This window comes from Prescottella defluvii (assembly GCF_000738775.1).
GTDB classification, from domain to species: Bacteria; Actinomycetota; Actinomycetes; order Mycobacteriales; family Mycobacteriaceae; genus Prescottella; species Prescottella defluvii.
The window spans coordinates 1-26,631 of the sequence record NZ_JPOC01000044.1 but is presented as its reverse complement, the minus strand read 5'-3'; the positions used below and the strand labels follow the sequence as shown (position 1 = coordinate 26,631).

24 protein-coding genes and 2 tRNA genes are annotated in these 26,631 nt (G+C 67.9%); 8 read left to right on the top strand and 18 right to left on the bottom strand.

What is annotated here, in order from left to right:
- Nucleotides 1-19: 19 nt before the first annotated feature.
- On the top strand, nucleotides 20-199 hold the full coding sequence (locus IJ15_RS0116370; protein ID WP_031939423.1) for a hypothetical protein: 180 nt from the start codon (nucleotides 20-22) through the stop codon (nucleotides 197-199).
- On the opposite strand, the gene IJ15_RS0116365 is transcribed toward IJ15_RS0116370, so the two are convergent.
- Together IJ15_RS0116365 and IJ15_RS0116360 are read right to left on the bottom strand one after the other, a co-directional pair.
- Nucleotides 196-1,458: a lipase family protein gene (locus IJ15_RS0116365; protein ID WP_031939422.1), complete on the bottom strand. Its 1,263-nt coding sequence runs from the start codon at nucleotides 1,456-1,458 to the stop codon at nucleotides 196-198. The genes IJ15_RS0116370 and IJ15_RS0116365 overlap by 4 nt on opposite strands.
- A 31-nt stretch (nucleotides 1,459-1,489) precedes the next feature.
- A complete protein-coding gene (locus IJ15_RS0116360; RefSeq protein ID WP_231569562.1) occupies nucleotides 1,490-2,749 on the bottom strand; it encodes a TetR/AcrR family transcriptional regulator in 1,260 nt (419 codons plus the stop codon).
- A 472-nt stretch (nucleotides 2,750-3,221) separates the two neighbouring features.
- Between IJ15_RS0116360 and IJ15_RS0116350 the strand changes: the two genes are divergently transcribed.
- Nucleotides 3,222-3,596 (top strand): nuclear transport factor 2 family protein, encoded by a 375-nt coding sequence (locus IJ15_RS0116350; RefSeq protein ID WP_031939420.1) that lies wholly within the window; start codon nucleotides 3,222-3,224, stop codon nucleotides 3,594-3,596.
- A 191-nt stretch (nucleotides 3,597-3,787) separates the two neighbouring features.
- Here IJ15_RS0116350 and IJ15_RS0116345 read toward each other — a convergent pair.
- From IJ15_RS0116345 to dnaA, 16 genes are all read right to left on the bottom strand, one after another.
- Nucleotides 3,788-3,860, bottom strand: a tRNA-Ala gene (locus IJ15_RS0116345).
- A 166-nt stretch (nucleotides 3,861-4,026) separates the two neighbouring features.
- Nucleotides 4,027-4,100: transfer RNA gene (locus IJ15_RS0116335), tRNA-Ile, on the bottom strand.
- Nucleotides 4,101-4,174: 74 nt separating this feature from the next.
- Entirely contained in the window at nucleotides 4,175-5,458 is a 1,284-nt protein-coding gene (locus tag IJ15_RS0116330; protein WP_031939419.1) for a DUF3566 domain-containing protein, read from the bottom strand.
- The gene (gene gyrA, locus IJ15_RS0116325; RefSeq protein ID WP_031939418.1) at nucleotides 5,459-7,972 is read right to left on the bottom strand and encodes a DNA gyrase subunit A; all 2,514 of its coding nucleotides are present in this window, start codon (nucleotides 7,970-7,972) and stop codon (nucleotides 5,459-5,461) included.
- 158 nt (nucleotides 7,973-8,130) lie between these two features.
- Nucleotides 8,131-8,682 carry a GTP-binding protein gene (locus IJ15_RS0116320; protein ID WP_031939417.1) on the bottom strand — a complete coding sequence of 184 codons (552 nt, stop codon included), beginning with the start codon at nucleotides 8,680-8,682 and terminating at the stop codon, nucleotides 8,131-8,133.
- Between the two features lie 16 nt (nucleotides 8,683-8,698).
- Complete coding sequence (locus IJ15_RS0116315) at nucleotides 8,699-9,070, bottom strand: DUF742 domain-containing protein (RefSeq protein WP_031939416.1); 372 nt, start codon at nucleotides 9,068-9,070, stop codon at nucleotides 8,699-8,701.
- Between the two features lie 13 nt (nucleotides 9,071-9,083).
- Nucleotides 9,084-9,506, bottom strand: a complete 423-nt coding sequence (locus IJ15_RS0116310; protein WP_031939415.1) for a roadblock/LC7 domain-containing protein — start codon at nucleotides 9,504-9,506, stop codon at nucleotides 9,084-9,086.
- 14 nt (nucleotides 9,507-9,520) lie between these two features.
- A complete protein-coding gene (locus tag IJ15_RS0116305; RefSeq protein ID WP_031939414.1) occupies nucleotides 9,521-12,196 on the bottom strand; it encodes an ATP-binding protein in 2,676 nt (891 codons plus the stop codon).
- Between the two features lie 188 nt (nucleotides 12,197-12,384).
- Nucleotides 12,385-14,421, bottom strand: a complete 2,037-nt coding sequence (gene gyrB, locus IJ15_RS0116300; RefSeq protein ID WP_031939413.1) for a DNA topoisomerase (ATP-hydrolyzing) subunit B — start codon at nucleotides 14,419-14,421, stop codon at nucleotides 12,385-12,387.
- A 152-nt stretch (nucleotides 14,422-14,573) separates the two neighbouring features.
- Nucleotides 14,574-15,515, bottom strand: coding sequence for an alpha/beta fold hydrolase (locus IJ15_RS0116295; protein WP_031939412.1), 942 nt, complete (start codon nucleotides 15,513-15,515; stop codon nucleotides 14,574-14,576).
- A gap of 36 nt (nucleotides 15,516-15,551) precedes the next feature.
- Nucleotides 15,552-16,673 (bottom strand): PDR/VanB family oxidoreductase, encoded by a 1,122-nt coding sequence (locus IJ15_RS0116290; RefSeq protein ID WP_031939411.1) that lies wholly within the window; start codon nucleotides 16,671-16,673, stop codon nucleotides 15,552-15,554.
- The gene (locus IJ15_RS0116285) at nucleotides 16,670-17,578 is read right to left on the bottom strand and encodes a metal-dependent hydrolase (protein ID WP_051919009.1); all 909 of its coding nucleotides are present in this window, start codon (nucleotides 17,576-17,578) and stop codon (nucleotides 16,670-16,672) included. The genes IJ15_RS0116290 and IJ15_RS0116285 overlap by 4 nt, the downstream gene beginning before the upstream one ends.
- Before the next feature lie 119 nt (nucleotides 17,579-17,697).
- Nucleotides 17,698-18,261: a DUF721 family protein gene (locus IJ15_RS0116280; RefSeq protein WP_031939409.1), complete on the bottom strand. Its 564-nt coding sequence runs from the start codon at nucleotides 18,259-18,261 to the stop codon at nucleotides 17,698-17,700.
- The gene (gene recF / locus IJ15_RS0116275; RefSeq protein WP_031939408.1) at nucleotides 18,258-19,484 is read right to left on the bottom strand and encodes a DNA replication/repair protein RecF; all 1,227 of its coding nucleotides are present in this window, start codon (nucleotides 19,482-19,484) and stop codon (nucleotides 18,258-18,260) included. Before recF ends, IJ15_RS0116280 begins: the two co-directional genes overlap by 4 nt.
- A gap of 89 nt (nucleotides 19,485-19,573) precedes the next feature.
- Nucleotides 19,574-20,758 carry a DNA polymerase III subunit beta gene (gene dnaN / locus IJ15_RS0116270; RefSeq protein WP_031939407.1) on the bottom strand — a complete coding sequence of 395 codons (1,185 nt, stop codon included), beginning with the start codon at nucleotides 20,756-20,758 and terminating at the stop codon, nucleotides 19,574-19,576.
- Nucleotides 20,759-21,301: 543 nt separating this feature from the next.
- Nucleotides 21,302-22,825 carry a chromosomal replication initiator protein DnaA gene (gene dnaA, locus IJ15_RS0116265; RefSeq protein WP_031939406.1) on the bottom strand — a complete coding sequence of 508 codons (1,524 nt, stop codon included), beginning with the start codon at nucleotides 22,823-22,825 and terminating at the stop codon, nucleotides 21,302-21,304.
- Between the two features lie 683 nt (nucleotides 22,826-23,508).
- Between dnaA and rpmH the strand changes: the two genes are divergently transcribed.
- From rpmH to IJ15_RS0116240, 6 genes are all read left to right on the top strand, one after another.
- Entirely contained in the window at nucleotides 23,509-23,652 is a 144-nt protein-coding gene (rpmH, locus tag IJ15_RS25630; RefSeq protein WP_081880771.1) for a 50S ribosomal protein L34, read from the top strand.
- A 26-nt stretch (nucleotides 23,653-23,678) separates the two neighbouring features.
- Complete coding sequence (gene rnpA / locus IJ15_RS0116260) at nucleotides 23,679-24,056, top strand: ribonuclease P protein component (protein ID WP_031939405.1); 378 nt, start codon at nucleotides 23,679-23,681, stop codon at nucleotides 24,054-24,056.
- A complete protein-coding gene (gene yidD / locus IJ15_RS0116255) occupies nucleotides 24,053-24,394 on the top strand; it encodes a membrane protein insertion efficiency factor YidD (RefSeq protein ID WP_031939404.1) in 342 nt (113 codons plus the stop codon). The genes rnpA and yidD overlap by 4 nt, the downstream gene beginning before the upstream one ends.
- A 75-nt stretch (nucleotides 24,395-24,469) precedes the next feature.
- Entirely contained in the window at nucleotides 24,470-25,573 is a 1,104-nt protein-coding gene (gene yidC, locus IJ15_RS0116250) for a membrane protein insertase YidC (RefSeq protein WP_031939403.1), read from the top strand.
- 21 nt (nucleotides 25,574-25,594) lie between these two features.
- Nucleotides 25,595-26,146, top strand: a complete 552-nt coding sequence (locus IJ15_RS0116245) for a Jag family protein (RefSeq protein WP_031939402.1) — start codon at nucleotides 25,595-25,597, stop codon at nucleotides 26,144-26,146.
- A gap of 94 nt (nucleotides 26,147-26,240) precedes the next feature.
- On the top strand, nucleotides 26,241-26,631 hold a 391-nt coding region (locus IJ15_RS0116240; RefSeq protein ID WP_037135597.1), incomplete at its 3' end, for a 16S rRNA (guanine(527)-N(7))-methyltransferase RsmG.

The window sequence follows — 26,631 nt, the reverse complement described above, 5'->3', positions numbered from 1 at the left end:
GCTGTGCCAGAGTGGAGGCATGATGCGTGCCACCAAGAGTGATTCCACCCCGACGTCCTCGGCCGGCCGCCGACGGGTGCTGATCGGCCTCGGCGCGGTCGTGGCCGCGGCCGGGGCAGCCGTGGTCGCAGCGACCCGCCGTCCGGAGATGCCGCCGGTAGCCGCCAAGCCGCCGTCACTGACCGACCCGCGCCCCTAACCGACGCGGCAGTTGCCGGGGGCCGGCAACCCGGCGAACCGGTCGGTGATCCAGGTCAGCGACTCAGGCAGCCCCAGAACGTACGGCAGGCCGTGGTTGAGCCCGGTGCCCTGACTCATCGGCGGCAGCGGGTTCTCGGTGAGCTGCACGGTGGCACCCTTCGCGCACCAGTCGTCGGCGAGTTGACGCGCCTGCCCACTGGGGACGGTGTCGTCGTGGATGCCGGCTTGGATCAGGACCGGCGCCGTCGGTGTCCGGTTTCCGATCCGCTGCTCGGCGAACAGTTCGGTCGCGAGCGGGTGCCGCGCCAGGACGTCCGACAGCGGCTCACCGGTCCGGGTGAACGACTCTGAGCGCTCGAACCCGAACTTCAGGCGCGTCTCGCCGACACACTGGCCCTGCACGTCCGCGAGCAGTTGCCGGCCACGATCGTTCAACTCGGCCTCGATCAGTGCCCGCGCCTCCGGGTACGCCTGCACGATGCTGTTCAGCGAATAGCCGATCGCACCGACGAGCGAGGAGCCGTCGATCGCGGTGAGTGTCGCGGCCAGATCGGCCGGCGGCGCACCGGCGTACGCACCCCGCACGTCCAGTTCCGGCGCGTACTCGGGAGCCAGTTCCACCGCGGCCGCAGACGCGCCGCCGCCCTGCGAGTAGCCCCAGAACGCCACGGGGCCGTCGGGGGTGATCCCGGTGCCCGGCAACCGTTTCGCGGCGCGGGCCGCGTCGAGCACCGCGTGCGCCTCGGCCGCCCGGTTGACGTACGTGTGCGTTCCCGGGGTACCCAGCCCCTCGTAGTCGGTGAGCACCACCGCGATGCCGCGCGAGAGCAGGGCGTTCACGAACACCACCTCGTACGACGCGATCACACCCGACGGCGGCGTGTACTCGACGACGGTGCCGATCGTCTTCGACGGCGCACACCGGTCGCCCTGGCCCTGCGTTCCGGCCGCCATGCTCACCAGTGGGCGCGGGCCGGGCCCGGTCCACGGCAGCGCCGGATCGAAGTAGGCGCCGGTCACCGCGTTGGGGTTGCCGTGGGTATCGTTGCTGCGGTACATGATCCGTGTCGCGGTCGCGGGGAAGGTGCCCGCCTGCCAGGCCAGCGGAAGCGGCTCGGTGCGGATCACCTCCCCGGCCGGACCCGCCGGCAACTCCACCGGCGGTTGGTAGAAGTCAGGTGGCGCCGCCGCGGCCGGCACACCGGCCATCACCGCACCGATCACTACCGCCGCTGCGGCACAACACCTTCCGATCACGACTACCTCCTGTTGTCGCGCCGACGTGACGCTACTTGGGTGCGGCCCCCCACAGGACCGTCTCGAGGTTGTACCGGGTCATGCGTTCGGTGGAGACCCGCGGCAGTCCGTGGGTGGACCAGAGGATCTCGCCCATGCACTGGAACACCAGCCGAGTCGATCCCGGCATCGTGACACTGCCGTCCTTCACACCCGCCGCGAGCGCGCGATCCCACACGCGGAGCACCTTGCGGCCGTCCTTCTTCAGGAAGTCGAAATGCTCCTTGCCGGTGAGCATCACCCACGACTTGAGGATCGAGATCTCGGCGTCGAATCGCTTACCGGCGGCGCTGCGCATCCGGATCAGCGCGTCGACGGTCTCGAGCGGCGTCCCGCCGACCGCCCCGATCTCCTCGTGGGCGGAGCGCATCCGGGACGAGAAGTGCTGCAGGATCGCGACGAGGATCGCCTCCCGCGACTCGAAGTGGTGGTACAGGCTTCCCTGGGTCAGCCCCACCGCGGTGGCGATGTCCCGGGTGGTCGTCGCGTCGAACCCGCGTTCGGCGAACACGAACCGGGCGGCCTCGAGGATGCGGTCCTGCTTGTCGGACAAGGTCATCGAGTCCTCGCGGTCCCACGACGCGATCACCTTGCGCGCCGTCCGGGCGGAGGCCGAGTCGGACAGGTCGTCGTCGGCCGGCTTGGTGGCGAGACCGTTGAACAGCATGTCGATCGTGCAGCCCGCCACCTTGCGCGCCGCGAACCCGGTGGGCGCCAGCGTGGCACTGTGCGTGAGCGCGACCCGGAGCACCTCGCGCAGGATGCGGGTGTCGACCTCGGGTCGCACGAGCCCCGCGTCCTCGGCGGCGCGAACCAGCGTCTGCCACTTCTTCTCCGACCACCGCGCCTCGGCCGCGAGCAGTGCCTGAAGTTCCTCGTCGTGTGTCCCGGGCACACCCAGGCAGACCTGCAGGGCCCCGGGATGCCGGGCTGACGCATCCGCGACGTCCAGGGCGAACCGTCGGATGGCCTCGACCGAGGAGTCCGCCGGCACCGCCGGGCGCTGGACGGCCGCGACGATGTCGTCACGCAGGCCGCGGACCATCGTCGCGGCCAGCGCTTCCTTGGAATCGAAGTGGTAGTAGAGGCTGCCGGCCAGCATCCCGGTGGAGTTCGCGATGTCCCGCATCGACGTACCCGTATATCCCTTGGCTGCGAACAGCTCCGACGACGCCATCAGGATCTCGGTTCGCTTGTCCGGCCGACCCTTCCCTCCGTCGGCCGAGAGCGGCACCTTTCCGGTACGACTCACTTCATCCCCCCGTTTCCATGTCTTGCTGATCGTTTGTCAGATCACCGGTCGCAGCGACATGCTGCCGCGACCGGACATCGTTCCGCCGTAAACCCGACCGTCACCCACGGACGATCCACCGCACCGGCGCAGGCGTCCCCTGCCACGCCCCGGTTCCGGATCGTCCGAGCGTACGCGCCCGACGAGCAGGAAACGGCCATATGTGCGCAGTACTCGAGTAGTCGCGGCGAGCACCGTGACGGTGCCCGTCTTCGCCTCGTCCACATGCACACATCCATTTCAACGCCAATTGGACGTTCGTGTAGTGGTTTCGCCGGTAATAGACCGCGGTACAAAATCCGGGTCCCGGGGTCGCACGGCGGCGGAACCGGATGACGTTGTCCGTCAGGGGGTATCCGCCGACTCGGTCATCCTGCTGCACCCCTGCGATACCCTCACGAACTGAAACAGGTTCCAACTATGGAGGAGCATCATGGCCGCGTCACCCGAGAGCATCCGGAACACCGTCGACAGCTACATCAAGGCGGTCGCGACCGGTACCGCCGACGACGTCCTGGCGCTGTACGCCGAGGGCGCCAGCGTCGAGGATCCCGTGGGCACCGAACCCCGCACCACCCGCGAGGCGATCCGCGAGTTCTACGCGATCATCGAACCGATGGATCAGGAGGCCGAGTTGGTGACGCTGCGCATCGCGGCGAACACCGCGGCCTTCCACTTCCGTCTGATCACCAAGCTCGGCGATCAGACGCTCGAGATCGCCCCCATCGACATCATGGAGTTCGACGACGACGGCAAGATCGTCAGCATGCGCGCCGTCTGGGGCCAGGAAGACATGATCACGGGCTGATCAGTCCCCGCCGGACACCCGGCCACCCTGCTGCGCGCACATTCGCCTCCCGCGCGCACTGTCGACAGCGCGGCGCACCATCTTGCGCGCAGCAGGTACCGGGCACACGTGCACACCCACCGCGACCCAACGAAAAAAGAGCCACCCTCTCGTTTCCGAGAAAGTGACTCTAGTTCTGTGAATCCAACTTGTGGAGCCTAGGAGATTCGAACTCCTGACATCTGCCTTGCAAAGGCAGCGCTCTACCAACTGAGCTAAGGCCCCGTCTGCACTGTTTCCGGAAACCGGATTCAGCGACTTGTGACCTCGTGCCAGACATCGTCTCCGCGTCGCTTGGACAGCAACTTGGCGAGTCCGAATGCCACCAGCAGTCCGGCTCCCGCAATCAGGACGACCTTCATGTTGGTAACTCCTTCGTCGGCACGTGGAGTGGGCCTAGGAGGACTTGAACCTCCGACCTCTTCGTTATCAGCGAAGCGCTCTAACCGCCTGAGCTATAGGCCCTTGAACCGAGCAGAAGATTACCCCACCGGAGTCGCGGGACCAAAACGGCTCCGGCGGGGCACTGTTTTGCCTGGTCAGTCGGGGTCAGCCAAAGTGACCTGCACGCCGCCGACCAGGTCGGAGCACAGGTTGTAGATGAACGAACCGATCGTCGCGATCGCTGTGATAAGCACCACATTGATCAGGCCGATCATGGCCGAGTAGCCGAACACCTGACCGGACGTCACCAGACCCTCGCTGGAGGTGTCGGTCACGATCTCGGTGAAGGCGCTGTTGAGCCTGTCCCACACGCCCATGCCGTCGAGGACGACGTACAGCAGGCCCACCGCGACCATCCACACGAAGAACAACGCCACCGAGATCACCAGCGACACCTTGAGCATCGACCACGGGTCGACGCGGCGCACCTGGACGGTCGCCCGTAGGCCCTCGCCATCGACCGGCGCGGATGCGGTGAGCGCGACTGGGCTGGCCTTGCGGGCCGTGCCGGCCTGACTCGGGGCTTCAGCGGGCACCGGGTGCCGGACCGTCGACAGGTCCGGCATGTCCTTCGCCAGGTCGGTGCGGGCGATGCTGCGCGTGGGCCCGTCGATGACCGCCGCCTTCGACTTTGCCGCAGTCTTCGCCGCTGCCTTGGCAGGCTGCCCGGTCTGCCCGGTCTTCGCCGCCCCAGGGCCACCCGGACCCCCCTGCGGGCCGCCTGGGGCCGCAGGAGAGGACGTGGGCGGTTTCGGAGCAGCCGTACCGGTGACGACGGGCCGGGCAGACCGAGCCGGCCCGGCCGGCGGCTGAGCCTGGGGCTGGGCCGGCGGCTTGGGGGCGGCCGTGCCCGTCACGACGGGCCGAGTCGACTTGGCCGGCGCCGGCGGGACCGGCTTGCCGTTGGTGGTCGGCGCGACCGGCCCACCGGGTGACGTGGGAGCACCCGACTTGCCGGGAGCGCCCGCCTTACCCGGCGCGCCCGCCGCCGCCCCGGGCGGACCTGTGACGGGTCCGCCCGGGCGGCTCAGGTTGGTCTGCGGCTCCCGCTGCTGTTGCTGCTGTCCCCGCTGCCACGGCGGCGTCTGCCCGGGCCGCTTCGGCTCCGGCGCCTGCTGGGGCCGCTTCGGCTCCGGTGCCTGCTGGGCGGCAGGCTTCGACGCCTGCTCGCCGGCCGACTTCGGTTCCGCCGACTTCGGTTCCGCAGCCTTCGGGGCTGCCGACTTCGGGGCTGCCGACTTCGGTTCCGCCGCCTTCGCGGCCGGCGGATCCTGGGCCGGAGGCTTCTGCGCGTCGGCGGGCTTCGTGTCCGGCTCGGCGGGCTTCGTGTCCGCCTTACCGTCCGTCTTGCCGTCGCCGGGCTGTTGGGGAGTGCTCAACTACGACTCCTTCGCTCCATCGGACGAGCCCGCAACAGCTTCCTCGGGTTCGTCGGCGTTACGCGCGATCGCGAGCAGGGTGTCGCCCTCCCCGAGGTTCATCAACCGCACGCCCTTCGTCTGACGGCCGGCCTTACGCACCTGCTTGGCTGCGGTGCGGATGACACCGCCACCCGAGGTGATCGCGTAGAGCTCGTCGTCGACGTCGACGATGACCGCCCCGACCAGGGTGCCACGTTTCGGGTCGTACTGGATGGTGAGAACACCCTTGCCGCCACGGCCCTGCGCAACGTAGTCCTCGATGGGTGTGCGCTTGGCGTAACCACCGGAGGTGGCGACCAGCAGGTAGGTGCCCTCACGGACCACGTTGAGCGACAGCAGTTCGTCGTCCTGGTTGAACCGCATGCCCTGGACGCCGGACGTCGCACGACCCATCGGGCGCAGCGCCTCGTCGGTCGCGGAGAAGCGGATCGACTGGCCCTTGGCCGAGACGAGCAGCAGGTCGTCGTCGGACGAGCACAGCACCGCGCCCACCAGTTCGTCCTCGTCGCGCAGGTTAACGGCGACGATGCCGCCGCTGCGGTTGGAGTCGAAGTCGGTGAGCTTGGACTTCTTGACCAGGCCGTTGCGGGTCGCGAGCACCAGGTACGGGGCGTCCTCGTACGTCTTGATCTGGATGATCTGCGCGATCCGCTCGTCCGGCTGGAACGCCAGCAGGTTCGCGACGTGCTGGCCGCGGGCGGTGCGGCTGGCCTCGGGCAGCTCGTACGCCTTGGCGCGGTACACCCGACCCTTGGTGGTGAAGAACAGGATCCAGTCGTGCGTGGAGCTGACGAAGAAGTGCCTGACCAGGTCGTCCTGCTTGAGCCCGGCGCCCTGCACGCCCTTGCCGCCGCGCTTCTGCGAGCGGTACAGGTCGGTGCGGGTGCGCTTGGCGTAGCCGGTCTCGGTGATCGTGACGACCACGTCCTCGCGGGCGATCAGATCCTCGTCGGTGACGTCGCCGTCGGCCGCGATGATGCGGGTGCGCCGGTCGTCGCCGTACTTCTCGACGATCTCCGAGAGCTCGTCGCGCACGATCGAGCGCTGCCGCTCCGGCTTGGCGAGAATGTCCTTGTAGTCGGCGATTTCGAGTTCGATCTCGGCCAACTCGTCGATGATCTTCTGACGCTCGAGCGCGGCCAGACGACGCAGCTGCATCGCGAGGATCGCGTCCGCCTGGACGTCGTCGACGTCGAGCAGGTTGATCAGGCCGGCACGCGCGACGTCGACGGTCTGCGACGCGCGGATGAGCGCGATGACCTCGTCGAGCGCGTCGAGTGCCTTGACCAGACCGCGCAGGATGTGGGCCCGCTCCTCCGCCTTGCGCAGCAGGTAGCGCGTGCGGCGGACGATGACCTCGAGCTGGTGGGTGGTGTAGAGCCGGATCATCTGGTCCAGGCGCAGGGTGCGCGGCACCCCGTCGACGATGGACAGCATGTTGCAGCCGAAGCTGGTCTGCAGCTGCGAGTGCTTGTAGAGGTTGTTCAGCACCACCTTGGCGACGGCGTCACGCTTGATGACGACGACGATGCGCATGCCGACGCGGTCGGACGACTGGTCCTCGATCTTGGAGATGCCGGCGATCTTGCCGTCCCGCACCTGCTCGGCGATCGAGGTGATCAGGTTGTCCGGGTTGACCTGGTACGGCAGCTCGGTGATGACGATCTGGGTGGCGCCGCGATCGGATTCCTCGATCTCGACGACACCACGCATGCGGACCGAACCACGGCCCGTGCGGTAGGCGTCCTGGATGCCCTGGCCGCCGACGATCAGGCCGGCGGTCGGGAAGTCGGGGCCCTTGACCCGCTCCATGACGGCCTCGAGGGTGGCTTCCTCGTCGGCCTCGTGGTTGTCGAGCGCCCAGTAGATGGCCTCGGCGACCTCGCGCAGGTTGTGCGGCGGGATGTTGGTGGCCATACCGACGGCGATGCCGCCGGAACCGTTGATCAGCAGGTTCGGGACACGGCTCGGCAGAACCGTCGGCTCCTGCGTCTTGCCGTCGTAGTTGGGGACGAAATCGACTGTGTCATGGTCGATCTCGCGCACCATCTCCATGGCGAGCGGAGTCAGGCGGCACTCGGTGTAACGCATCGCGGCCGCGCCGTCGTTGCCGCGGGAACCGAAGTTGCCCTGGCCGTCGACCAGCGGGTAGCGCAGCGACCACGGCTGCGCCATACGCACGAGGGTGTCGTAGATCGAGCTGTCACCGTGCGGATGGTAATTACCCATCGTCTCGGCGACGGGGCGTGCGGACTTCACGTACCCGCGATCCGGGCGGTAGCCGTTGTCGTGCATCGCGTACAGCACGCGACGGTGCACGGGCTTGAGGCCGTCGCGCACGTCGGGCAGCGCGCGGCCCACGATCACGCTCATCGCGTAGTCGATGTAGCTGGACTGCATCTCCTGCTGGATGTCCACCGGCTCGATGCGGTCGTGCCCCGATTCCTCCGGCGGCAACGTGGTGTCAGTCATCGGCTCCTCTTCTTCTCAGCAAACGGTCCTGGTAGAGCCTGCGGACCCTGGGCGTGCGAAGCGTGAAGTTCGATGGCTCCGCTGCCACGCACACGCAACCCGTCAAGTCTATAGGTGCAGGTCAGCCAGACCCGGCAGCACTCGCTGATTCCCGGGCACTACCCGACCGTCGAGCCGAGCCGCGTGAGGGCGTACTTGGTGATCGCGATCAACGCGGACTTCGCCGACTCCCGGTCGCGGGCGTCGATGGACAGGATCGGCACGTGCGCCGGGACGGCGAGGGCCTGCCGAATCTCCTCGAGCGGGTATCGCGGCGCGTCGTCGAACTCGTTGACCGCCACCACGAACGGCAGGTTGCGGGCCTCGAAATAGTCCACCGCGGCGAACGACTCGTCCAGTCGGCGGGTGTCGATCAGCACGATCGCCCCGATGGCCCCGCGGATCAGGTCGTCCCACATGAACCAGAACCGCTGCTGCCCCGGCGTCCCGAACAGGTACAGCACCAGATCCGGAGCGAGGCTGATGCGGCCGAAATCCATCGCCACCGTCGTGGTCGACTTCTGCGGGATGGCGGTGAGATTGTCCACACCGTCCGACGCGCTGGTGACCAGTGCCTCCGTCCGCAGCGGGACGATCTCCGACACCGCACCGACGAGGGTGGTCTTGCCGACACCGAAGCCACCCGCAATGACGATCTTGGTCGAGGTCACCCGGTTGCGCTCAGAGCTAGATGTTGCGTAGTCCACCGAGGACCCTTTCGATAAGTTCGCGGCGTTCGGTGTCGCTCGCGTCGTCTTGGAGGGTTGCCAGGATCCGCAGGTGACCGGACTCCACGAGGTCGGCGACGAGCACCCGCGCCACACCGATCGGTACCCCCACGCGTGCGGCGATCTCGGCTACCGACGGCGACTGCGCACACAACGCGATGATCGTCGCCTCGATGTCCCCGAGGTCCGGGCTGTAGAAGTCCTGCGGCATCGCCTGGATCAGGGCCTCGAGCGCCAGCTCCACCGCCGGTTTCGTCCGGCCCGAGGTGAGCGAATACGGCCGCACCAGGCTCGGCCCACGCGTGCTCGCCTCGTCGTACTCGTCGTTCATCCGCACGGTCCGGTCAGGATCCGAACATCGATCGCGGCGTGGCCTGCACCGAGTCGCCGACGCGCTCGACGAGCAACGCCATCTCGTACCCGACCTGACCGATGTCGCACGACGACGACGTCAGCGCGGCCAGGTGAGTTCCGTCGCCGACGCTCATCAACAGCAGGTAGCCGCGCTGCATCTCGACGACGGACTGCAGGACTCCGCCACCGTCGAACAGGTTCGACACCCCCACGGACAGGCTGGCGAGCCCGGAGGTGACCGCGGCGAGCTGCTCCGCGCGATCACGCGGCAGGTGCTCACTGCCCGCCATGAGGAGACCGTCCGCGGACACCAGCACCGCGTGTGCGACGCCCGGGACCTCCCTGGCGAAATTCGAGACCAACCAGTCGAGCGGATGGGCGCCGCCGGAGCCGTTCCCCCCGTTCGACACCATTCCTTGATCGATACTCATGCGTCTCCTCCGATGATGCCGGCGCGCTCGGCCGCACTCGCTGCGCGGCCCTCGCGCGTCCCCTTTTGGTGACGGCTCAGATTCTCACGAACGGCGTCGGGATCGCGCAGTCGCGCCAGGGTGGCACGACGTCGGCCGCCGACGTCGACCCCGCCCGGAACCAGTCGATGTCCCGGCGAGCGCTGTGGCAGACCCGATTCGGTCCTCGCCTCGACCGGCGCCTCGCCGGCACGCTGGGCGGCGCTCCAGCCCTGGTCGGCCGCCGATGCCCACTCGAACTTGCCGAGGCTTCCGGACTCGGTCGGATCCGTGAGCCAGTCCGTCACCATGCCCGAGAAGATCGGCGTCCCGGAAGTCGTGACCTCCTGCGATTCGGTGATGTTCGGACGCGCCTGGAAGAACGACGCGGTCTTGGCGCTGTTGCTCAGGTAGCGGTGACGCCGGGCCGACGACGGGCCGTCGACGGACTCCCTGCGCGGGGGCTCCGCGGGCACGGGCGACTCGAACGCCGGTGCGGCGGGAGCAGGCACGGGCGACTCGAACGCCGATACGGCGGGAGCAGACGCGGGCCGCGGAGGAACATCGGCCTCCGGTGTGCGGCGCGGCAGGTCGCTGGCGCCGGGGGTGCGGCGCGGCAGGACCACCGCGCCGGGCGTCCGCTGCGGCAGCTGGGCCGACGGATGCGATGCCGGTTCCGACGCGGGCCGGGCCGGGACGGTGACCAGTTGCGGCATCCCACCGGTGGGAACGACGGTCACCTGCGGCAGCCCGTTGGTGTCGACCCGCGGAACCGGACCGGTCTGCGGCATCTCGAGCGGCGAGACCAGCAGGCTGTCGGGAACGTGCACGCTCGCGGTGACACCCTGATCGGGCGGCGACGCATGCGTCGGCCGCAGGTGGACGGTGAGACCGTGCCGGGCCGCGAGACGACTGACGACGAACAGGCCCATGTGCCGGGCCGTCTCCGGGCCGACCGAGCCACCCGAGGCGAGGCGCGCGTTGATCTCGGCGAACCGGTCTGCGGGGAGGCCGATTCCGCTGTCGGCGATCTCGAGGAACATGCCGCCGTCGGACGCACGGGCGAAGGAAATCCTGACCCGGCTGTCCGGCGGGGAGGCGCGCAGCGCGTTGTCGAGCAGTTCCGCGAGCAGGTGCACGACGTCGGCCGCGACGGCACCGCTCAGCGCGCCCTGCGGGGTGGACCCGACCTGTACCCGCTGGTACTCCTCGACCTCCGACATCGCGGCGCGCACCGTGTCGCCGACCTGTACCGGGGCGGAATGGCCGCGGCGGATCCGGTTGCCCGACAAGATCAGCAGGTTGTCGCCGTTGCGTCGCATGCGGGCGGCGAGGTGGTCGAGCCGGAACAGGCTCTCGAGCCGCTGGGGGTCCTTCTCCTCGAACTCGAGGTTCTCGATGAGGCCCAACTGCTGGTCGACCAGCGATTTGCTGCGCCGGGCGAGCGTCTCGAACATGTCGCCGACCTGCAGGCGCAGGTGTGCCTGCTCGCCGGCGAGGCGAAGTGCCTGACCGTGCATGTCGTCGACGGCACGGGCGAGTTGGCCGATCTCCTCGGTGGTGTGCACCGGGATAGGTTCGAAGTCGGTGACCGCGGAGCCGTCACCGACCTTGATGCGTTCGATGGCATCGGGCAGGTCCATGTCGGCCACGTCGAGTGTCGCCTGCCGGAGCCGACGGATCGGGCGGACCAGCGAACCGGCGACCAGGATTCCCAGCACGATCGTCGCGAGCAGGGTTACCAGCACCACCGCCGCGGCGCGCAGCGCCGCGGCCCGAGTCTCGTCGGCCTTCGCGGACACCAGATCGATGATCGATTCCGTCGAACGCTTGATCATCGGGGTGTAGATCTGCTGACTGTCGAGCATTGTCTGATGCATCTCGGGCCTCGGTGGTGTGCCCGCCGGTGTGCCGAGCATCAGGTCGAGACGGGTGTCGACGGCCTGACGCAGCCCGTTCAGATCGGGGTCGTCGGCCGGGAAGTAGCGAGCCAGGACGTCGATCATGGCCAACTCGGAACCGATGGCCGAAACCAGCGCGGTGTCGGGGGACTTCGGGTCCTGGTACCGCTTGATGACCGCCAGCGTCTGGTCGAAGAGCCGACGCTGCGAAGCCCAGGCATCGACGAGTCGGTTGACCTCCTCGACGATCACCTCGTCGCCGATCGGCGCGATGGCCGCGACAACGGTGTTCGCCGCAGCCTCCTGGATCGCGGCGGTGCGGGCGCCGAGTTCGTCGAGCGACAGCGTCGTCATCTCCGAACCGAGCGCCTCGGTCTCGTCGATCACCCGTTCGACGGAGGCGACCAGCTCGGCATCCAGCCCGGAGTCCGCAATCGTCTCCCGCACCTTCCGGATCGACTCGTCGACCCGCGCGGCATCCTCGGCCGGCGATCCCTGTCGGGACAGGTGATTGGCGACGGCGAACCCGGTGGCGATGTCCATGTCCAGCATCGGCGCGACGATCTCGGTCTGCTTCGCGGCCTTACCGAAGTCGGATGCGGTGCCGAGGGCATCCCGCACCTGCAGACCGCCGAGCACCGTTGCCACCGTGATCGGGAGGGCGACCACTGCGGTGACCTTCCAGCGCAGACCCCAGCCCTCGAGGTTCCACAGCCTCCCCAGCCTGCTGCCAGGCGGCGATTGGGTCTTCATCGTCCAAGCTCGCTTTCCCACCCCAGGTGCGGCACGAGTTGTCGCACTCGCACCCTCCCCCGGACCCCTTAACCAGTTTCGCCGGCGAAGTCGAGGCAGACTCCATGGCCGCCCCGGAGTCTAGAGCCGCCGAGCCGGGCAAAGAAGTGATTGAAATCACATTTGCCCGGCTCGGTGCAGGAACCCACTCAGACGTCGAGGAAGCGGACGTCCTTCGCGTTGCGGGTGATGAAGCTGCGGCGCGCCTCGACGTCCTCACCCATCAGCACACTGAACAGTTCGTCCGCGGCCGCGGCGTCGTCGAGGGTGACCTGGCGCAGCACACGGACGCTCGGATCCATCGTGGTCTCCCACAGTTCCTTGGCGTTCATCTCGCCGAGGCCCTTGTAGCGCTGGATGCCGTCGTCCTTGTTGATCTTCTTGCCCGACGACAGACCGGCCTCGAGCAGACCGTCGCGCTCGCGGTCGGAGTACGCGAACTCCGGCGCGGACCCCTTCTGCCACTTGAGCTTGTACAGCGGCGGCTGGGCCAGGTAGACGTGCCCCTGCTCGACGAGCGGACGCATGAACCGGAACAGCAGCGTCAGCAGCAGTGTCGCGATGTGCTGGCCGTCGACGTCGGCGTCGGCCATCAGCACGATCTTGTGGTACCGCAGCTTGGCGATGTCGAACTCGTCGTGGATGCCGGTGCCGAACGCGGTGATGATCGACTGGACCTCGGCGTTCTTGAGGACGCGGTCGATCCGGGCCTTCTCGACGTTGATGATCTTGCCGCGCAGCGGCAGGATCGCCTGGTACATCGAGTCACGGCCGGACTTGGCCGAGCCGCCGGCGGAGTCGCCCTCGACGATGTAGATCTCGCACTTGCTCGGATCGTTGGAGCGGCAGTCGGCGAGCTTGCCGGGCAGGCCGCCGATGTCGGTGGCGCTCTTGCGGCGGACCAGCTCACGCGCCTTGCGGGCCGCGGTGCGGGCCTGCGCCGACGACACGGCCTTGGAGACGATGGTCTTGGCGTCGGCGGGGTTCGACTCGAACCAGTGCGCGATGTGCTCGTTGCACGCCTTCTGCACGAACGACTTGACCTCGGTGTTGCCGAGCTTGGTCTTGGTCTGGCCCTCGAACTGCGGCTCGGACACCTTCACCGAGATGATCGCGGCCAGGCCCTCGCGGATGTCGTCGCCGGACAGCTCCGGATCCTTGTCCTTGACGAGCTTCTTGTCCTTGGCGTACTTCTTCACCACCGAGGTGAGCGCCGCGCGGAAGCCCTCCTCGTGGGTGCCGCCCTCGTGGGTGTTGATGGTGTTCGCGAACGTGTGCACGGACTCCGAGTAGCCGGAGTTCCACTGCATCGCGATCTCGAGTTCGTGGCCGGTGCCCTTGGCGGTGAAGCCGACGACCGAGTTGTGGATCGGCTGCTTGGTGCGGTTGATGAACCGCACGTAGTCCTCGAGGCCGCCCGGGTAGTGGTAGACGCGGGACTTGACCTTCGGCGCCTTCGGTGCGGCGGCCTCCGCCTCGGTCTCGGTCGCGGTCTTCGGAGCCTCGGCCGTCGGGCTGACGACGTCGTCGGTGACCTCCTCCTCGGCGACGCGCTCGTCGGTGAGGGTGATGGTCAGTCCCTTGTTGAGGAACGCCATCTCCTGCAGGCGACGGGCGACCGTCTCGAAGTTGAAGGTGGTGGTCTCGAAGATCTCGGAATCCGGCCAGAACCGGACGGTGGTGCCGGTCTCGGAGGTCGGCTCGCCCTGCACCAGCTGGCCGGGCTTGGCGTGGTCGTACGTCTGGGACCAGTGGTAGCCGTCGACGTTGATGTCGACCTCGACCTTGGTCGACAGCGCGTTGACGACGGAGATGCCGACGCCGTGCAGGCCGCCGGACACCGCGTACGCGTCGGAGTCGAACTTGCCGCCCGCGTGCAGCTGCGTCATGACGACCTCGACGGTGGGCGCACCGGAGGCGTGCATCGCGACGGGGATACCGCGGCCGTCGTCGACGACCTTGATGCCGCCGTCCTCGAGCAGCGTCACCTCGACCTTGCTCGCGTAGCCGGCCATCGCCTCGTCGACCGAGTTGTCGACGACCTCCCAGATCAGGTGGTGCAGGCCGCGTTCACCGGTGGAACCGATGTACATGCCGGGACGCTTGCGGACGGCTTCCAGTCCCTCGAGGACGGTGATGGAGGAAGCGCCGTAGGAGGTGCTCTTTTCTGACTTCTGGGCAGCCACGGGTGGGTAGCTCTCCTTCTCCGTCGAACGGGGCGTGGACATACGCCACGGGTTACCGGCACATCTTACGTGCAGGCGCCGACACGCAGGGCATCTAACACACCCCTGACCGGCCCGCAGGCGACTTTTCTCGGGCCGGGGCGGGTGAAACCCTAGGCGGAACCGGCGCCGAGGCTGTCGCTGCCGGTGTCCGCACGAAGATCGTCGACGAACGCCGACGTCAGCCGCGCCACGTCGGGCCCGTGCGAGATCGGCGACCAGTGCCCGGCGGGCAGTTCCTGTCGCCGCAGGTCGGAGACCCACCGTCCGGTGTCCTCGTAGCCGACCGGGCGCACCGCCAGGTCCCGACGGTTGAGGATCAGCTGCACGGGAACATCGGTGCGCCGCTCCCGCGGGCGGCGCAGCCGGGGCCGGATGTTGGCGCGGTACCGCTTGAGCCCGGTGATCATGTCCACACGCAGCGTCGGCGCCGGACGGACCAGCGACGGGTCCATCCGATCGAAGAACCGGAGGAACGTGGGCCAGATCCGCCACAGCCCCAGCCGGAACGGCAGCGTGCCGACGCCGGGGATCTGGAACAGCACCGTGTACGACGACGCCGCGGCCTGCGCGAGCGGTCCGGCCACCCGGCCCTGCGCCAGCGACCGCCGCATCCACGCCCCCAGGTGGTCGAGGTTCGGTCCCGAGATGGACGTGTACGACGCGATCCGCTCCTGCGCCCCCGGTTCGCAGACGGCCTCCCACGTCTCCACCGCGCCCCAGTCGTGCGCGAGCACGTGCACCGGGGCGTCGGGGCTGACGGCGTCGATCACCGCGAACAGGTCCCGCGCCAACTCCGGCAGCGCGTACGACGACACCGCGGTCGGCGCGGAACTGGCCCCGGCGCCGCGGGTGTCGTAGCTGACGATCCGGAACCGGTCCGCCAGATGCGGGATGACGTGCTGCCACAGCTCGTGGGTGTCGGGCCAGCCGTGCACCAGCACCAGCGTCTCGCCGTCCGGGTTGCCCTGCTCGAAGACCGCGAGCCGGACGTCACCGTTGGTGACGAACCGGAGGTGCGACGATGCCGGTCCGTCGGTGTGCGACGTGCTCATGAAAGTTCCTCTCGGTCAAGCCTTTCGGGCTGCAGATCAGAGATCGAGGATGAGACGGCCGCCGTCGGCACGGGAAACGCACACGAGCATGTGGTCCTCCCGTTCCTCCGGCGTCAGACGCGATTCGCGGTGGTCCGGCGTGCCCGACAGCACCCGCACCCGGCACGTGCCGCAGAAGCCCTGCCGGCACGAGTAGCCGACACCGGGCAGGCGTGCCCGGATCACCTCGAGTGCCGACTCGTCGGCCGGGACGTCGAGCACCTCCCCGGTGCTCACCAACTGCACCTGGAACGGGCTGCCGCCGAGAACCGGTGGCGGCCCGAACCGTTCGAAGTGCAGCGCCTTCGCACCCGAGGCCGCGAAGCCGTCGCGGACGGCGTCGAGCATCGGGGTGGGGCCGCAGCAGTACACCGCTCCCCCGGCCGGCGCCCGGTCCAGCAGGGCGGCCGCGGTGGGCAGGCCGAACTCGTCGTCGGGGCGGACGGACACCCGGTCGGGCTCCCACGACGCGATCTCGTCGAGGAACGGCATGGAGTCGCGGGAACGGCCGGAATACACGAAGTGCCAATCCATTCCGTTCTCCCGAGCGGAACGGACCATCGCGATGATCGGCGTGATGCCGATGCCACCGGCGACGAACAGCGCGCGGCCCTCGGGGACGAACGGGAAGCCGTTGCGCGGACCACGCACCGTGACGGTGGTGCCCGGAGCGAGGCCGTGCATCTCGATCGACCCGCCCCCGCCGTCGGGAATCGCGCGGACGGCGATGCGATAGTGCCGGCGATCGGCCGGGTCGCCGCACAGCGAGTACTGGCGCCGCAGCCCCGATGGCAGGTGGAAGTCGAGGTGGCAACCGGGCTGCCACGCGGGCAGGTCACCGCCGCCGACGGCCGCGAAGGTCAGCGCCGCGACGTTCTCGTCCTCGGCGACGATCGCGCGGTCGGTGACGATCAACGTCAACGCGGTGTCCGGGTTGTGACCGGCCACGGCCGGGTCGTAGTCGTACGCGGTGAGCACACGCAGGTACTTGTCCGCGACGGCCTCGACCAGCGTCATGGCCCGGTCGGGCCGGTCCCGTCCCTGCAGGTCGGCCGGCGGGGCCGGTCGATCGAATGCCTCACGTGTGGTGAGCAGATCGCGCACCCGGGGCAGTTTCACCGCGTGGCCGCCCGCGCCGCCGGGGAGGACGCCAGGTAGGCCACGGCCTGGGCCGTGGACCCCTCCTTGCCCGGGTGGTAGTCACGACGGAAGTAGGTCGACATCCGTTTGCCGAGTTCCATTGCGGTGGGCAGGGTTCCACGCCGGCCGGCGGCGACGAAGTCGGACACCTTCGGGCGGCGACGACTCGGCGCCCAGTTCGCGAGCTCCGGGTCGTTGCGCATCAGGAATCGGGTACCGCGCACCCACAGCCACACGATCATCGGGGTCACGAGTAGCTGGGTGCGGATCCGGCGCGCCTCCCGCTTGTCGAAGTAGCGCATCACGTCGTAGGCGACCGAGCGGTGCTCCACCTCCTCGGCACCGTGCCAGCGCAGCAGGTCCAGCATCGTGGGGTGGACGCCGGCCCGGTCGAGTCCGTCGGCGTTGAGCACCCAGTCCCCCAGGAACGCGGTGATGTGCTCGACGGCCGCGATGATCGCGAGGCGCTCGATGAGGTGGTTCTCGGCGCGGCGACCGGTCAGCGGCCGGGGCCCGAGCAGCTTCCGGAACGTCCAGTGCATCTGATCGGTGTACGGCGTCGGATCGAGCCCGTTCGCGCACAGGTGCTCGAGCACTCCGGTGTGGGCGCCCGCGTGCATGGCCTCCTGGCCGATGAACCCGACGACGTCCTCACGCAATTGCTCGTCGCCGATGAGAGGCAGTGCCTCCTTGTAGGTCTCGACGAACCACTCCTCGCCGGCCGGCAACAGCAGGTGCAGGACGTTGAAGACGTGGGTGGTGAACGGGTCGCCGGGGATCCAGTGCATCGGCAGATCGGACCAGTCGAACTCGACGTTGCGCGCCTGCAGCAGGATGTGGTCCGGCTCGGCGGTCGGCGGGTGCGCGGTGTGCATTGCGGACATGGTCACTCCCAGGTACTGAGGCGGATCCCGTCCGCCGCACCACGGCAGCATCGTGACCCAGTTCACTCACTCGACGAAGTGGCGTAACTGTAACACGGCGTTATAGGTAAACCTAGGGGTCAGCCGTAGGTGTCCCGCGGGCCCCGACCGGAAATGTGCCGATCGCCCTTTCTCCAGCTCGGAGCGGTGGGACCGGTGATCCGCAGCGACTTCACGACACCGTTCCCGACGGCCGCCGCGATCTTCGCGAGGATCTGCGACTGCATCATCCGCAGCTGCGTGGCCCACGCCGTCGACTCCGCCGACACGCTGAGCACGCCCTCGCGCAGACCGGTCGGCTCGGCGTGGGACGCGATGTCCGGGCCCACGACGTCGGCCCAGCGCCCCAGCACCGTGCCCTCCGACACCTGCGGCGACCAGCCGCGCTGCTTCGACACCGCGCCCAGGAGCGCACCGAACGGCTGCGGATCGCGGTCGTCCGGCCCCGACCCCGACCAGTTCCGCCGGCGCCTCGAGCGCACCGCCCGGATGCCGCCGGTGCGCGGCGACGACCGCCCCTGCCCGACGGCCTTGCCGTTGGCCTTGGCCGCGGCACGTGCCTCCTCGAGCGCCCGCCGGGCCAGATCGATGCCCTTGAGTTCCGGCTCCGGACCGGACCGGGATTCGGGCTGTTCGTCGGTCATCGGTCCTCTCCCGTCATGGTGATCCGGCCCAGCGCGGTGACCTGCGAGATCCGCCCGTGGTCGGTGTCGTGCGCCTGCACCCCGAAACGCGTCGCGTCCAACTCGGCCGGCACGTCCTCGGCGACGGCCGCGGTGATCAGGACCTGCTCGGCCTCGGCCGCCACTCCGGCCAGGGCGGTCCGGCGCTTGCGGTCGAGCTCGGCGAACACGTCGTCGAGCATCAGCACCGGGTCACTACCGTCGTCACGCAGCAGGAAGAACGCGCCCAGTCGCATCGAAAGCGCGAAGGACCACGATTCCCCATGGCTGGCAAAGCCTTTCGCTGGCTGATCGCCGAGGTGCAGCTCGAGGTCGTCGCGGTGCGGGCCCACCAGGCACACACCGCGCTCGATCTCCCGCTGCCGCATCACCGATAGCTCGTGCAGAAAGCTCGCCTCGAGCAGTTCCCCGTCTTCGCGGTCGGGTTCCCTTGTCGGGTCCAGTAATTCGGGAGGAAGCGAGCTGCCGAGACTGCTGCGGTATCGCACCGACGCCGGTCGCGACTCCGGTGCCAATGATCGGTACGACGCCACCAGGTGCGGCGCGAGATCGTGGACCAGACGCAGCCGGGCCGCGAGCAGCTGGGCACCGTGCACCGCGAGGTGTCCGTCCCAGACATCAAGGGTGGCAAGGGCACTCGCCCCGTCCGACGACCTGGACCCGCGGCGCAGTGCACCGCCGGCGGTCTTGAGCAGTGCCGACCGTTGCCGCAGTACCTTGTCGTAGTCGGCACGCACCGCGGCCATCCGCGGGATCCGCGACGTCAGCAGTTCGTCGAGGAACCGTCGACGGTCGCCCGGGTCACCCCGTACCAGCGACAGGTCCTCGGGTGCGAACAGCACCGTCTGCAGGATCCCGACGATCTCCCGCGGCCGACGGGCCGGCGACTGGTTGATCCGGGCCCGGTTGGCCTTCCCGTCGTTGATCTCGATGTCGATGCCCAGTTCGCGGCCGTGGTTGACCACGATCGCGCCCGCGTAGGCCTGGGCGGCACCCGCCCGGACCAACGGCGCATCGGTGGACACCCGATGCGAGGACAGCGTCGACAGGTAGCCGAGGGCCTCGAGCAGATTGGTCTTGCCGTGCCCGTTCCGCCCCACGAACACGGTGGCACCGGGCTCGAGATCGACGGTCACGGCATCCCACGACCGGAAGTCTCGGAGCGAGAACTTGCGGACGAACATTTACGTTCCCGACCGTCCGACCACCGCGAGCTGCATCGTGAGATGTCCCTCCACTAGTGGTGATTCGAGCGGGGTCCTGCGACGCCGAATCAGCCCGGCAGCCGCACCGGCATCAGCAGGTAGGTGTAGTCGCTCTCGGGAGCCGGGAAGGCACCGGACTCGCCGCGCTCGGGCTCCTCCTCGCCGGCGGGACGCAGCACCGCCGGGCGGCTGGGCGTGGTGAAGCCGAACAGCACCCGCTCCGAGTGCAGCGAGGCGAGTCCGTCGATGAGGTAGCCGGGGTTGAACGCGATGATCAGCGGCTCGCCCTGGAAATCGGCTTCCAGCGCCTCCTCGGCGCGGCCCGCGTCGTCACCGCCCGCGGACAGCAGCAGACCCTCGGTGTTGAACTCGAGACGCACCTGCGCGCCGCGCTCGGCGACCAGGGCGACACGCTTGATCGCCTCGACGAGCGGTGCCACCTCGACGGTGGCCATCGCGGTGTGCTCGGCCGGCAGCAACTGGCGGAACTTGGGGAACTCGGCGTCGAGCAGGCGGGTGGTGGTGCGACGGCCGTCGGCGACGATGCCGAGCATGCCCTCCGAACCGACCGATGCCCCGGCTCCGAGCGCGAGCTCGACCGGTGCAAGGGTGTTGCCGCCCAGCGTCTTCGCGGATTCGGACAGCGTCTTGGCGGGGATGAGCACCGCGGCGGAGGTCTCGCCGGCGGTGGGCATCCACTCGAGTTGACGGACGGCCAACCGGAACCGGTCGGTGGCTGCGAGCACGACGTTGGTGCCCTCGATCTCGACCCGGATACCGGTGAGCATCGGGAGAGTGTCGTCCTTGCCCGCCGCGACCGCGACCTGGCTGACGGCCTCGGAGAACAGATCCGCCGGGACCGAACCGGTCTGCTGCGGCAGCGATGGCAGCTGCGGGTAGTCCTCGACGGGCATGGTCGGCAGCGAGAACTTGGCGCTACCGCACGTGATCAGTACGCGAGTGCCGTCGACGGTGACGTCGACCGGCTTGTTGGGCAGGGCGCGGGTGATGTCGGCGAGGAGCTTGCCCGACACGAGGACCTGGCCCGTGGTGGTTACTTCAGCGGAGACGCGGACCTGCGCCGAAACCTCGTAGTCGAAACCGGAGACGGTCAGGCCCTGTTCGTCTGCACCGAGGAGAACGCCGCCGAGGACGGGAACCGGCGGCCGCGAGGGCAGGCTGCGCGCGACCCATGCGACGGAGTCGGCGAAGTCCTCCCGAGCAACGCGAAACTTCATACTTCCAAGCTCCATTGCTCGGGTGTTCCTCTCGGTAGGCACGGACGAATCTGCAGCAGCTGCGCTAGCAGTCTGACACAGCGGCCAGGGGACACCGTATGCGTTCGGAGGTCATGTTGAAAAGCGGGCGCCGGCGCCTCGAGACACCTCGAGGCGGGCTGTGAACAGTCGGGTTCGACCCGGTTGTTCACAGGGCCTGTTTTCAAAGAACTTCTCTCGAGAAGACTTCAGTCTCAGTAATAGGCACTGTGGAAACTGTGGATGGACGGCCGAAGTCGCTGGTCCCGGGTACTCGAGGCATGGGGACTTCTCGAGGATGCACTCGAGGATGAATCGGTTGCGGTTGTGGATACCTCGAGACAGTTCGAAATCTGTCCCCCGGTTCTCCACAACCATTGCACCCTATACACACACCTATCCACAGGTGTTAATCCTTTCGGATTCGTGTCTCGAGTCACCCCGGAAACACGACATCCGCACGGGGAGATCCGTGCGGATGTCGGTGGATCGAGCGACGCGACCGTTCTCGAGACGAGCCGGCTCGAGAACGGTCGCGCGTCAGCTCTTGGAGCGCTGCTTGATGCGGGCGGTGAGCTCCTGCACCTGGTCGTAGACCTTGCGACGCTCGGTCATCTCCTTGCGGATCTTCTTGTCCGCGTACATGACTGTCGTGTGGTCCCGGCCGAACGTCTGCCCGATCTTGGGCAGGGACAGGTCGGTGAGCTCACGACACAGATACATGGCGATCTGGCGGGCCTGCGCGAGCGGCCGGGCCTTGCCGGGTCCACAGAGGTCGTCGATCGACGTGTTGAAGTACTCGGCGGTCACCGCCATGATCGTCGCCGCATTGATCTCGAGTGCCGCGGAGTCGGGCATCAGGTCCCTGAGCACCACCTCCGCGAGCTTGAGGTCCAGCGCCTGCCGGTTGAGCGACGCGAACGCCGTCACCCGGATGAGAGCCCCCTCGAGTTCGCGGATATTGCGTTCGATCCGGCTGGCGATCAACTCGAGGACGTCGTAGGGGACGTCCAGGCGGTCCATCCGTGCCTTCTTCGACAGGATCGCGATCCGTGTCTCGAGTTCCGGCGGCTGGACGTCGGTGATCAGTCCCCACTCGAAGCGGGTCCGCAGGCGCTCCTCGAGTGTCGCGAGCTGCTTGGGCGGGCGGTCCGAGGACACCACGATCTGCTTGTTCGCGTTGTGGAGGGTGTTGAAGGTGTGGAAGAACTCTTCCTGGATACCTTCCTTGCCCTCGATGAACTGGATGTCGTCGACGAGCAGGATGTCGGTCTCACGGTACCGCCGCTTGAAGGCGACCTTGCGGTCGTCACGAAGACTGTTGATGAAGTCGTTCGTGAACTCCTCGGTGGAGACGTACTTGACCCGCATCCCGGGGAACAGTCGCTGTGCATAGTGGCCGGCGGCGTGCAGCAGGTGCGTCTTGCCGAGGCCGGACGCACCCCAGATGAACAGTGGGTTGTAGGCGCGGGCCGGCGCCTCCGCGATCGCGACTGCGGCGGCGTGCGCGAACCGGTTGGACGCGCCGATGACGAACGTGTCGAAGGTGTACTTGGCGTTGAGGCTGTTGCCGCCCGACGACGCCGTCGTGGTGCTGGCCGGCGGCTTGGTGAAGTACGACGGCCACGATTCGTGGACGCTGGCCAGCGCTTCCCGATCGTCGTCGACCTCCTCGGGCTCGGCGAGGTCCACCGGTGCGGGATCGACGGCGTTCATCACCAGATGGCGCCGTCGGATCGTGTCGTTGCTGGTCAGACGCTCGTCTGACGCATCGGTGTCCTCGGACGGTGCGGCGATGCGCACGCCCAGTCCCTCGACCTTCTGCCCCAGATGGAGGTTGAGGGCACGCAGGATCGGCTCCCGCAGATCCCGTTCGATCGCTTCCTGCGCGAGCGGCGAGGGCACCGACAGCAGCGCGAAACCCTGCGCGTAGGTGAGCGGCTTGACCAGCGCGAGCCATGCCTTCTGCGCCTTGGTGAGTGCGGGACCGTCCCCGCCGTCGGAGGTCAGTTCTGTGACGACGTCGCGCCAGACATTCGCCAGGGCGTTCGGATCGTCGTTCACTGTGTGTCCTCCCCGTATGCGGACCTGATCGGGCCCGTCGACGTGGTTGTCGGTTGAGCTCCCCCCGGTGAGGTTGGACCCCCTGTGCTGGGCAACGAATATGCCACCCGAGCAGTGTTTCCACACAATTATCCACAGATGTGGACAACGTTGGAGCGAGGGGTTCGCGGAGCCGGGTTCTCCGGTGCGTCGAATCTCGAGGCCGTCGCCCGGTGGGATGCGCTCAGGCGGGGGAAGCGCCGACGATGCCGGCGCCGGCGCGGGTTGCGCGCGATGGTGTCGGTTGCCCGACAGCCTCACTTCTCGAGTGCGACCCGCTACTCGAGTGCGGCAGGGAGAAGGCTGATTCGCCGCGGGCGAGATCCGCGATGGGGCGCGAGCATCCGTGCTTCGGCTGTGCCATGGGGGGACGGTAACAATCGGTCGGTTCTCGCACGGCGATTCCACGCGATTGGTGTACTCCGCACCGCACCGCGTCTCGACCAGGGGAACTCTCGAGGTCTCGAGTTCGACCTGGTTTGACCTTGCCTGCAGGTGTCAGTACCCTCGAACAGTCACCCGATGGTGGAGGATGTGCGCTGGCCCCAGGTCGCGCCCCGGCGCTCTCGTGTGATCACCGGATTTCCATTTGAAATGTTAGACCGACGCCGAGTGGCGTCACCGAGCTTCGAGGAGTGTTGACCGTGGCCAAGGGCAAGCGGACGTTCCAGCCGAACAATCGCCGCCGCGCGCGCGTTCACGGCTTCCGTCTTCGTATGCGGACCCGTGCGGGTCGTGCAATCGTGTCGGCGCGTCGCCGTAAGGGACGCGGCGAGCTCACCGCCTGATTCGATCCTGACTTCAGGAGCTCGGGGTGTTACCTGAGCCGTACCGCCTGCGTCGTCGCACGGATTTCTCCGCGACGGTGCGTGGCGGACGTCGAATGGGTAGACGAGATCTGGTCGTCCACGCTCTCGAGCGTGGTTCGACCGATACCCTGGTGAGCATCGACGGTCCCCGTTTCGGGCTCGTCGTCAGCAAGGCTGTCGGGCCGGCAGTGATTCGACATCGAGTCGCTCGCCGGTTTCGTCATATCTGTGCCGGGTTGGTCGACACCGTTCCCGTCCACACGGACGTGGTGATTCGTGCGTTGCCAGGTTCGGCAACCGCGACTTCCCGGGAACTCGACAAGCAGTTGCGATCCGTGCTTCGAAAGATGGACCTGCTGGCTGACGAAAGCGATCCGGCATGAACAGCGAACCCGACAAGGCGCGGACCGATTCCGGTCCGCGCTCTTCGTCGTTCGCGGGCACCCTCTGGACGGCGCTGCGAAGCTTCCCCGCGCGCGTCCTGATCTTTCTCATCGAGCTGTACCGAACCTACGTGTCCCCACTCCGCCTGCCGACCTGTCGGTTCACACCGACCTGCAGCGAGTACGCGGTCGACGCGCTCAGCACCCACGGTGCGGTGAAGGGTTCGGCTCTCGCGATCGTGCGACTGGTGAAGTGCGCACCCTGGCACCCTGGTGGGTGGGATCCCGTCCCGGAACGACGCGGACGACGCAGCCACCACCATGCGAGCCAGGAATGATGCGCCACGCTCGCCCGACACTTGCCCAACACCACCGTGTGGTGAACGCGGACGAACAGAGGAGTGCTTAGAGCCGTGCTCGACTTCATTTACTATCCGGTGTCCGGGATCCTGTGGGTCTGGCACAAGGTGTTCGGCGCCGTTCTCGGCGCCGACAACGGCTTCGCGTGGGCGTTGTCCGTCATGTTCCTGGTCTTCACGCTGCGCGCCATCCTCTACAAGCCGTTCGTGAAGCAGGTCCGCACCACGCGGCAGATGCAGGAGTTGCAGCCACAGATCAAGGCGCTGCAGAAGAAGTACTCCAAGGACCGTCAGCGGATGGCCCTGGAGATGCAGAAGCTGCAGAAGGAACACGGCTTCAACCCCGTCATGGGCTGTCTGCCCGTGCTGCTGCAGGCGCCGGTGTTCATCGGTCTGTTCCACGTGCTGCGCTCGTTCAACCGCACCGGTACGGGCTTCGGGCAGCTCGGCATGTCGGTCGAGGAGAACGCGAACACCGCGAACTACTTCTTCAGCGCTGCCGACGTCCAGTCGTTCCTGAGTGCCCGTCTGTTCGGCGCTCCGATCTCCGCGGCGATCACCACGCCCAAGGAACAGCTCGAGGCGTTCGGCCTGTACGGCACCGTCCCCACGGTCCTCAACATCGCTGCCGTCGCGATCCCGCTCATGGTCATCGCCTCGGTCGCGACGCACTTCAACTCGCGCGCCTCGGTCGCGCGTCAGAGCGCCGCCGCCGCCGCGAACCCGCAGTCCGCGATCATGAACAAGCTCGCACTGTGGGTGTTCCCGCTCGGCGTGCTCGTCGGTGGCCCGTTCCTGATGATCGCCATCCTCCTGTACTGGGTGTCGAACAACATCTGGACCTACGCGCAGCAGCACCTCGTCTTCCGTCGTATCGACGCCGAGGAAGCAGCCAAGAAGCAGGCGGTCATGGAGCGTCGTGCCGACAATGCGCCCAAGCCGGGTGCCCGTCCGTCGCTCGACAAGAAGAAGAAGGCGGCCCCGTCCTCGACGGCCGTCGATGCCGACGCCGGCGACGCGGATGAAGTTGAAGACGGTGGAACCTCGGCTGACGAACAGCCCGGCTCGAGCGGTGGATCGACCCCGCAGCAGCGCCCCAAGCCGAAACCGCGGCCGGCCGCGAACCGTCCCAAGAGCAACAAGCGCAAGCGGCGCTGACCTCGAGAAGAGAGAACGACGATGACCAGTGAGCAGGACATCGCCCGGGAGGGTGAGGACAGGGAGAGGGCAGACGTGGTACTCGAGGCTCCTGATGTGGCCACCGACGGCGACGACGACCTGATCGAGGAAGGCGAGATCGCCGGCGACTACCTCGAGCAGTTGCTCGACGTCCTGGACTACGACGGCGATATCGACCTCGACGTCGAGGGCGACCGCGCGGTCGTCAGCATCGACGGCGGCGACGATCTGGCGAAGCTGGTCGGGCGCAAGGGCGAGGTGCTCGATGCCCTGCAGGAGCTGACGCGGCTCGCGGTCCAGCAGTCCACCGGCGTGCGCAGCCGCCTGATGCTCGACGTGGCCGGCTGGCGGGCCGGACGTCGTGCGGAGCTGAGCGAGCTCGGCAAGGCCTCCGCGGAGCGGGTCCTCGCCTCGGGTGAGCGAGAGGAGCTCGCCCCGATGACGCCGTTCGAGCGCAAGATCGTGCACGATGCCGTCGCCAAGGTCGACGGTGTGTCCAGCGAGAGCGAGGGCGCCGAGCCCAACCGTCGCGTGGTCGTGCTGAAGGATTGATCGCATCCGGCTGAGGTCGGTGCACCGGGCCGAGGGGATCTCATGGAGATCCCCTCGGCCTTTCTCTTGTTGTTGTGGTGGTGGGTTGGGGAGGATGTTTCACGTGGAACTGGTTGATGAGCAGTGGGATGTTGTTGGTGCGGCGGCGCGGGTGTTTGGTGAGCGGGCGTCGTTGGCGGAGGCGTATCGGGCGTCGTTGGCGTCGGATGGTGTGGTGCGGGGGTTGATCGGTCCGCGGGAGGTGCCGCGGTTGTGGGTGCGGCATGTGCTCAATTGTGGGGTGTTGGGTGAGTTGGTGGGGGCGGGTGAGCTTGTGGTGGATGTGGGGTCGGGTGCGGGTTTGCCGGGGATTCCGTTGGCGATTGCGCGGCCGGATGTGCGGGTGACGTTGGTGGAGCCGCTTCTGCGTCGGTCGGTGTATTTGCAGGAGGTGGTGGATTCGTTGGGGTTGGAGAATGTGACGGTGGTGCGGGGGCGTGCGGAGG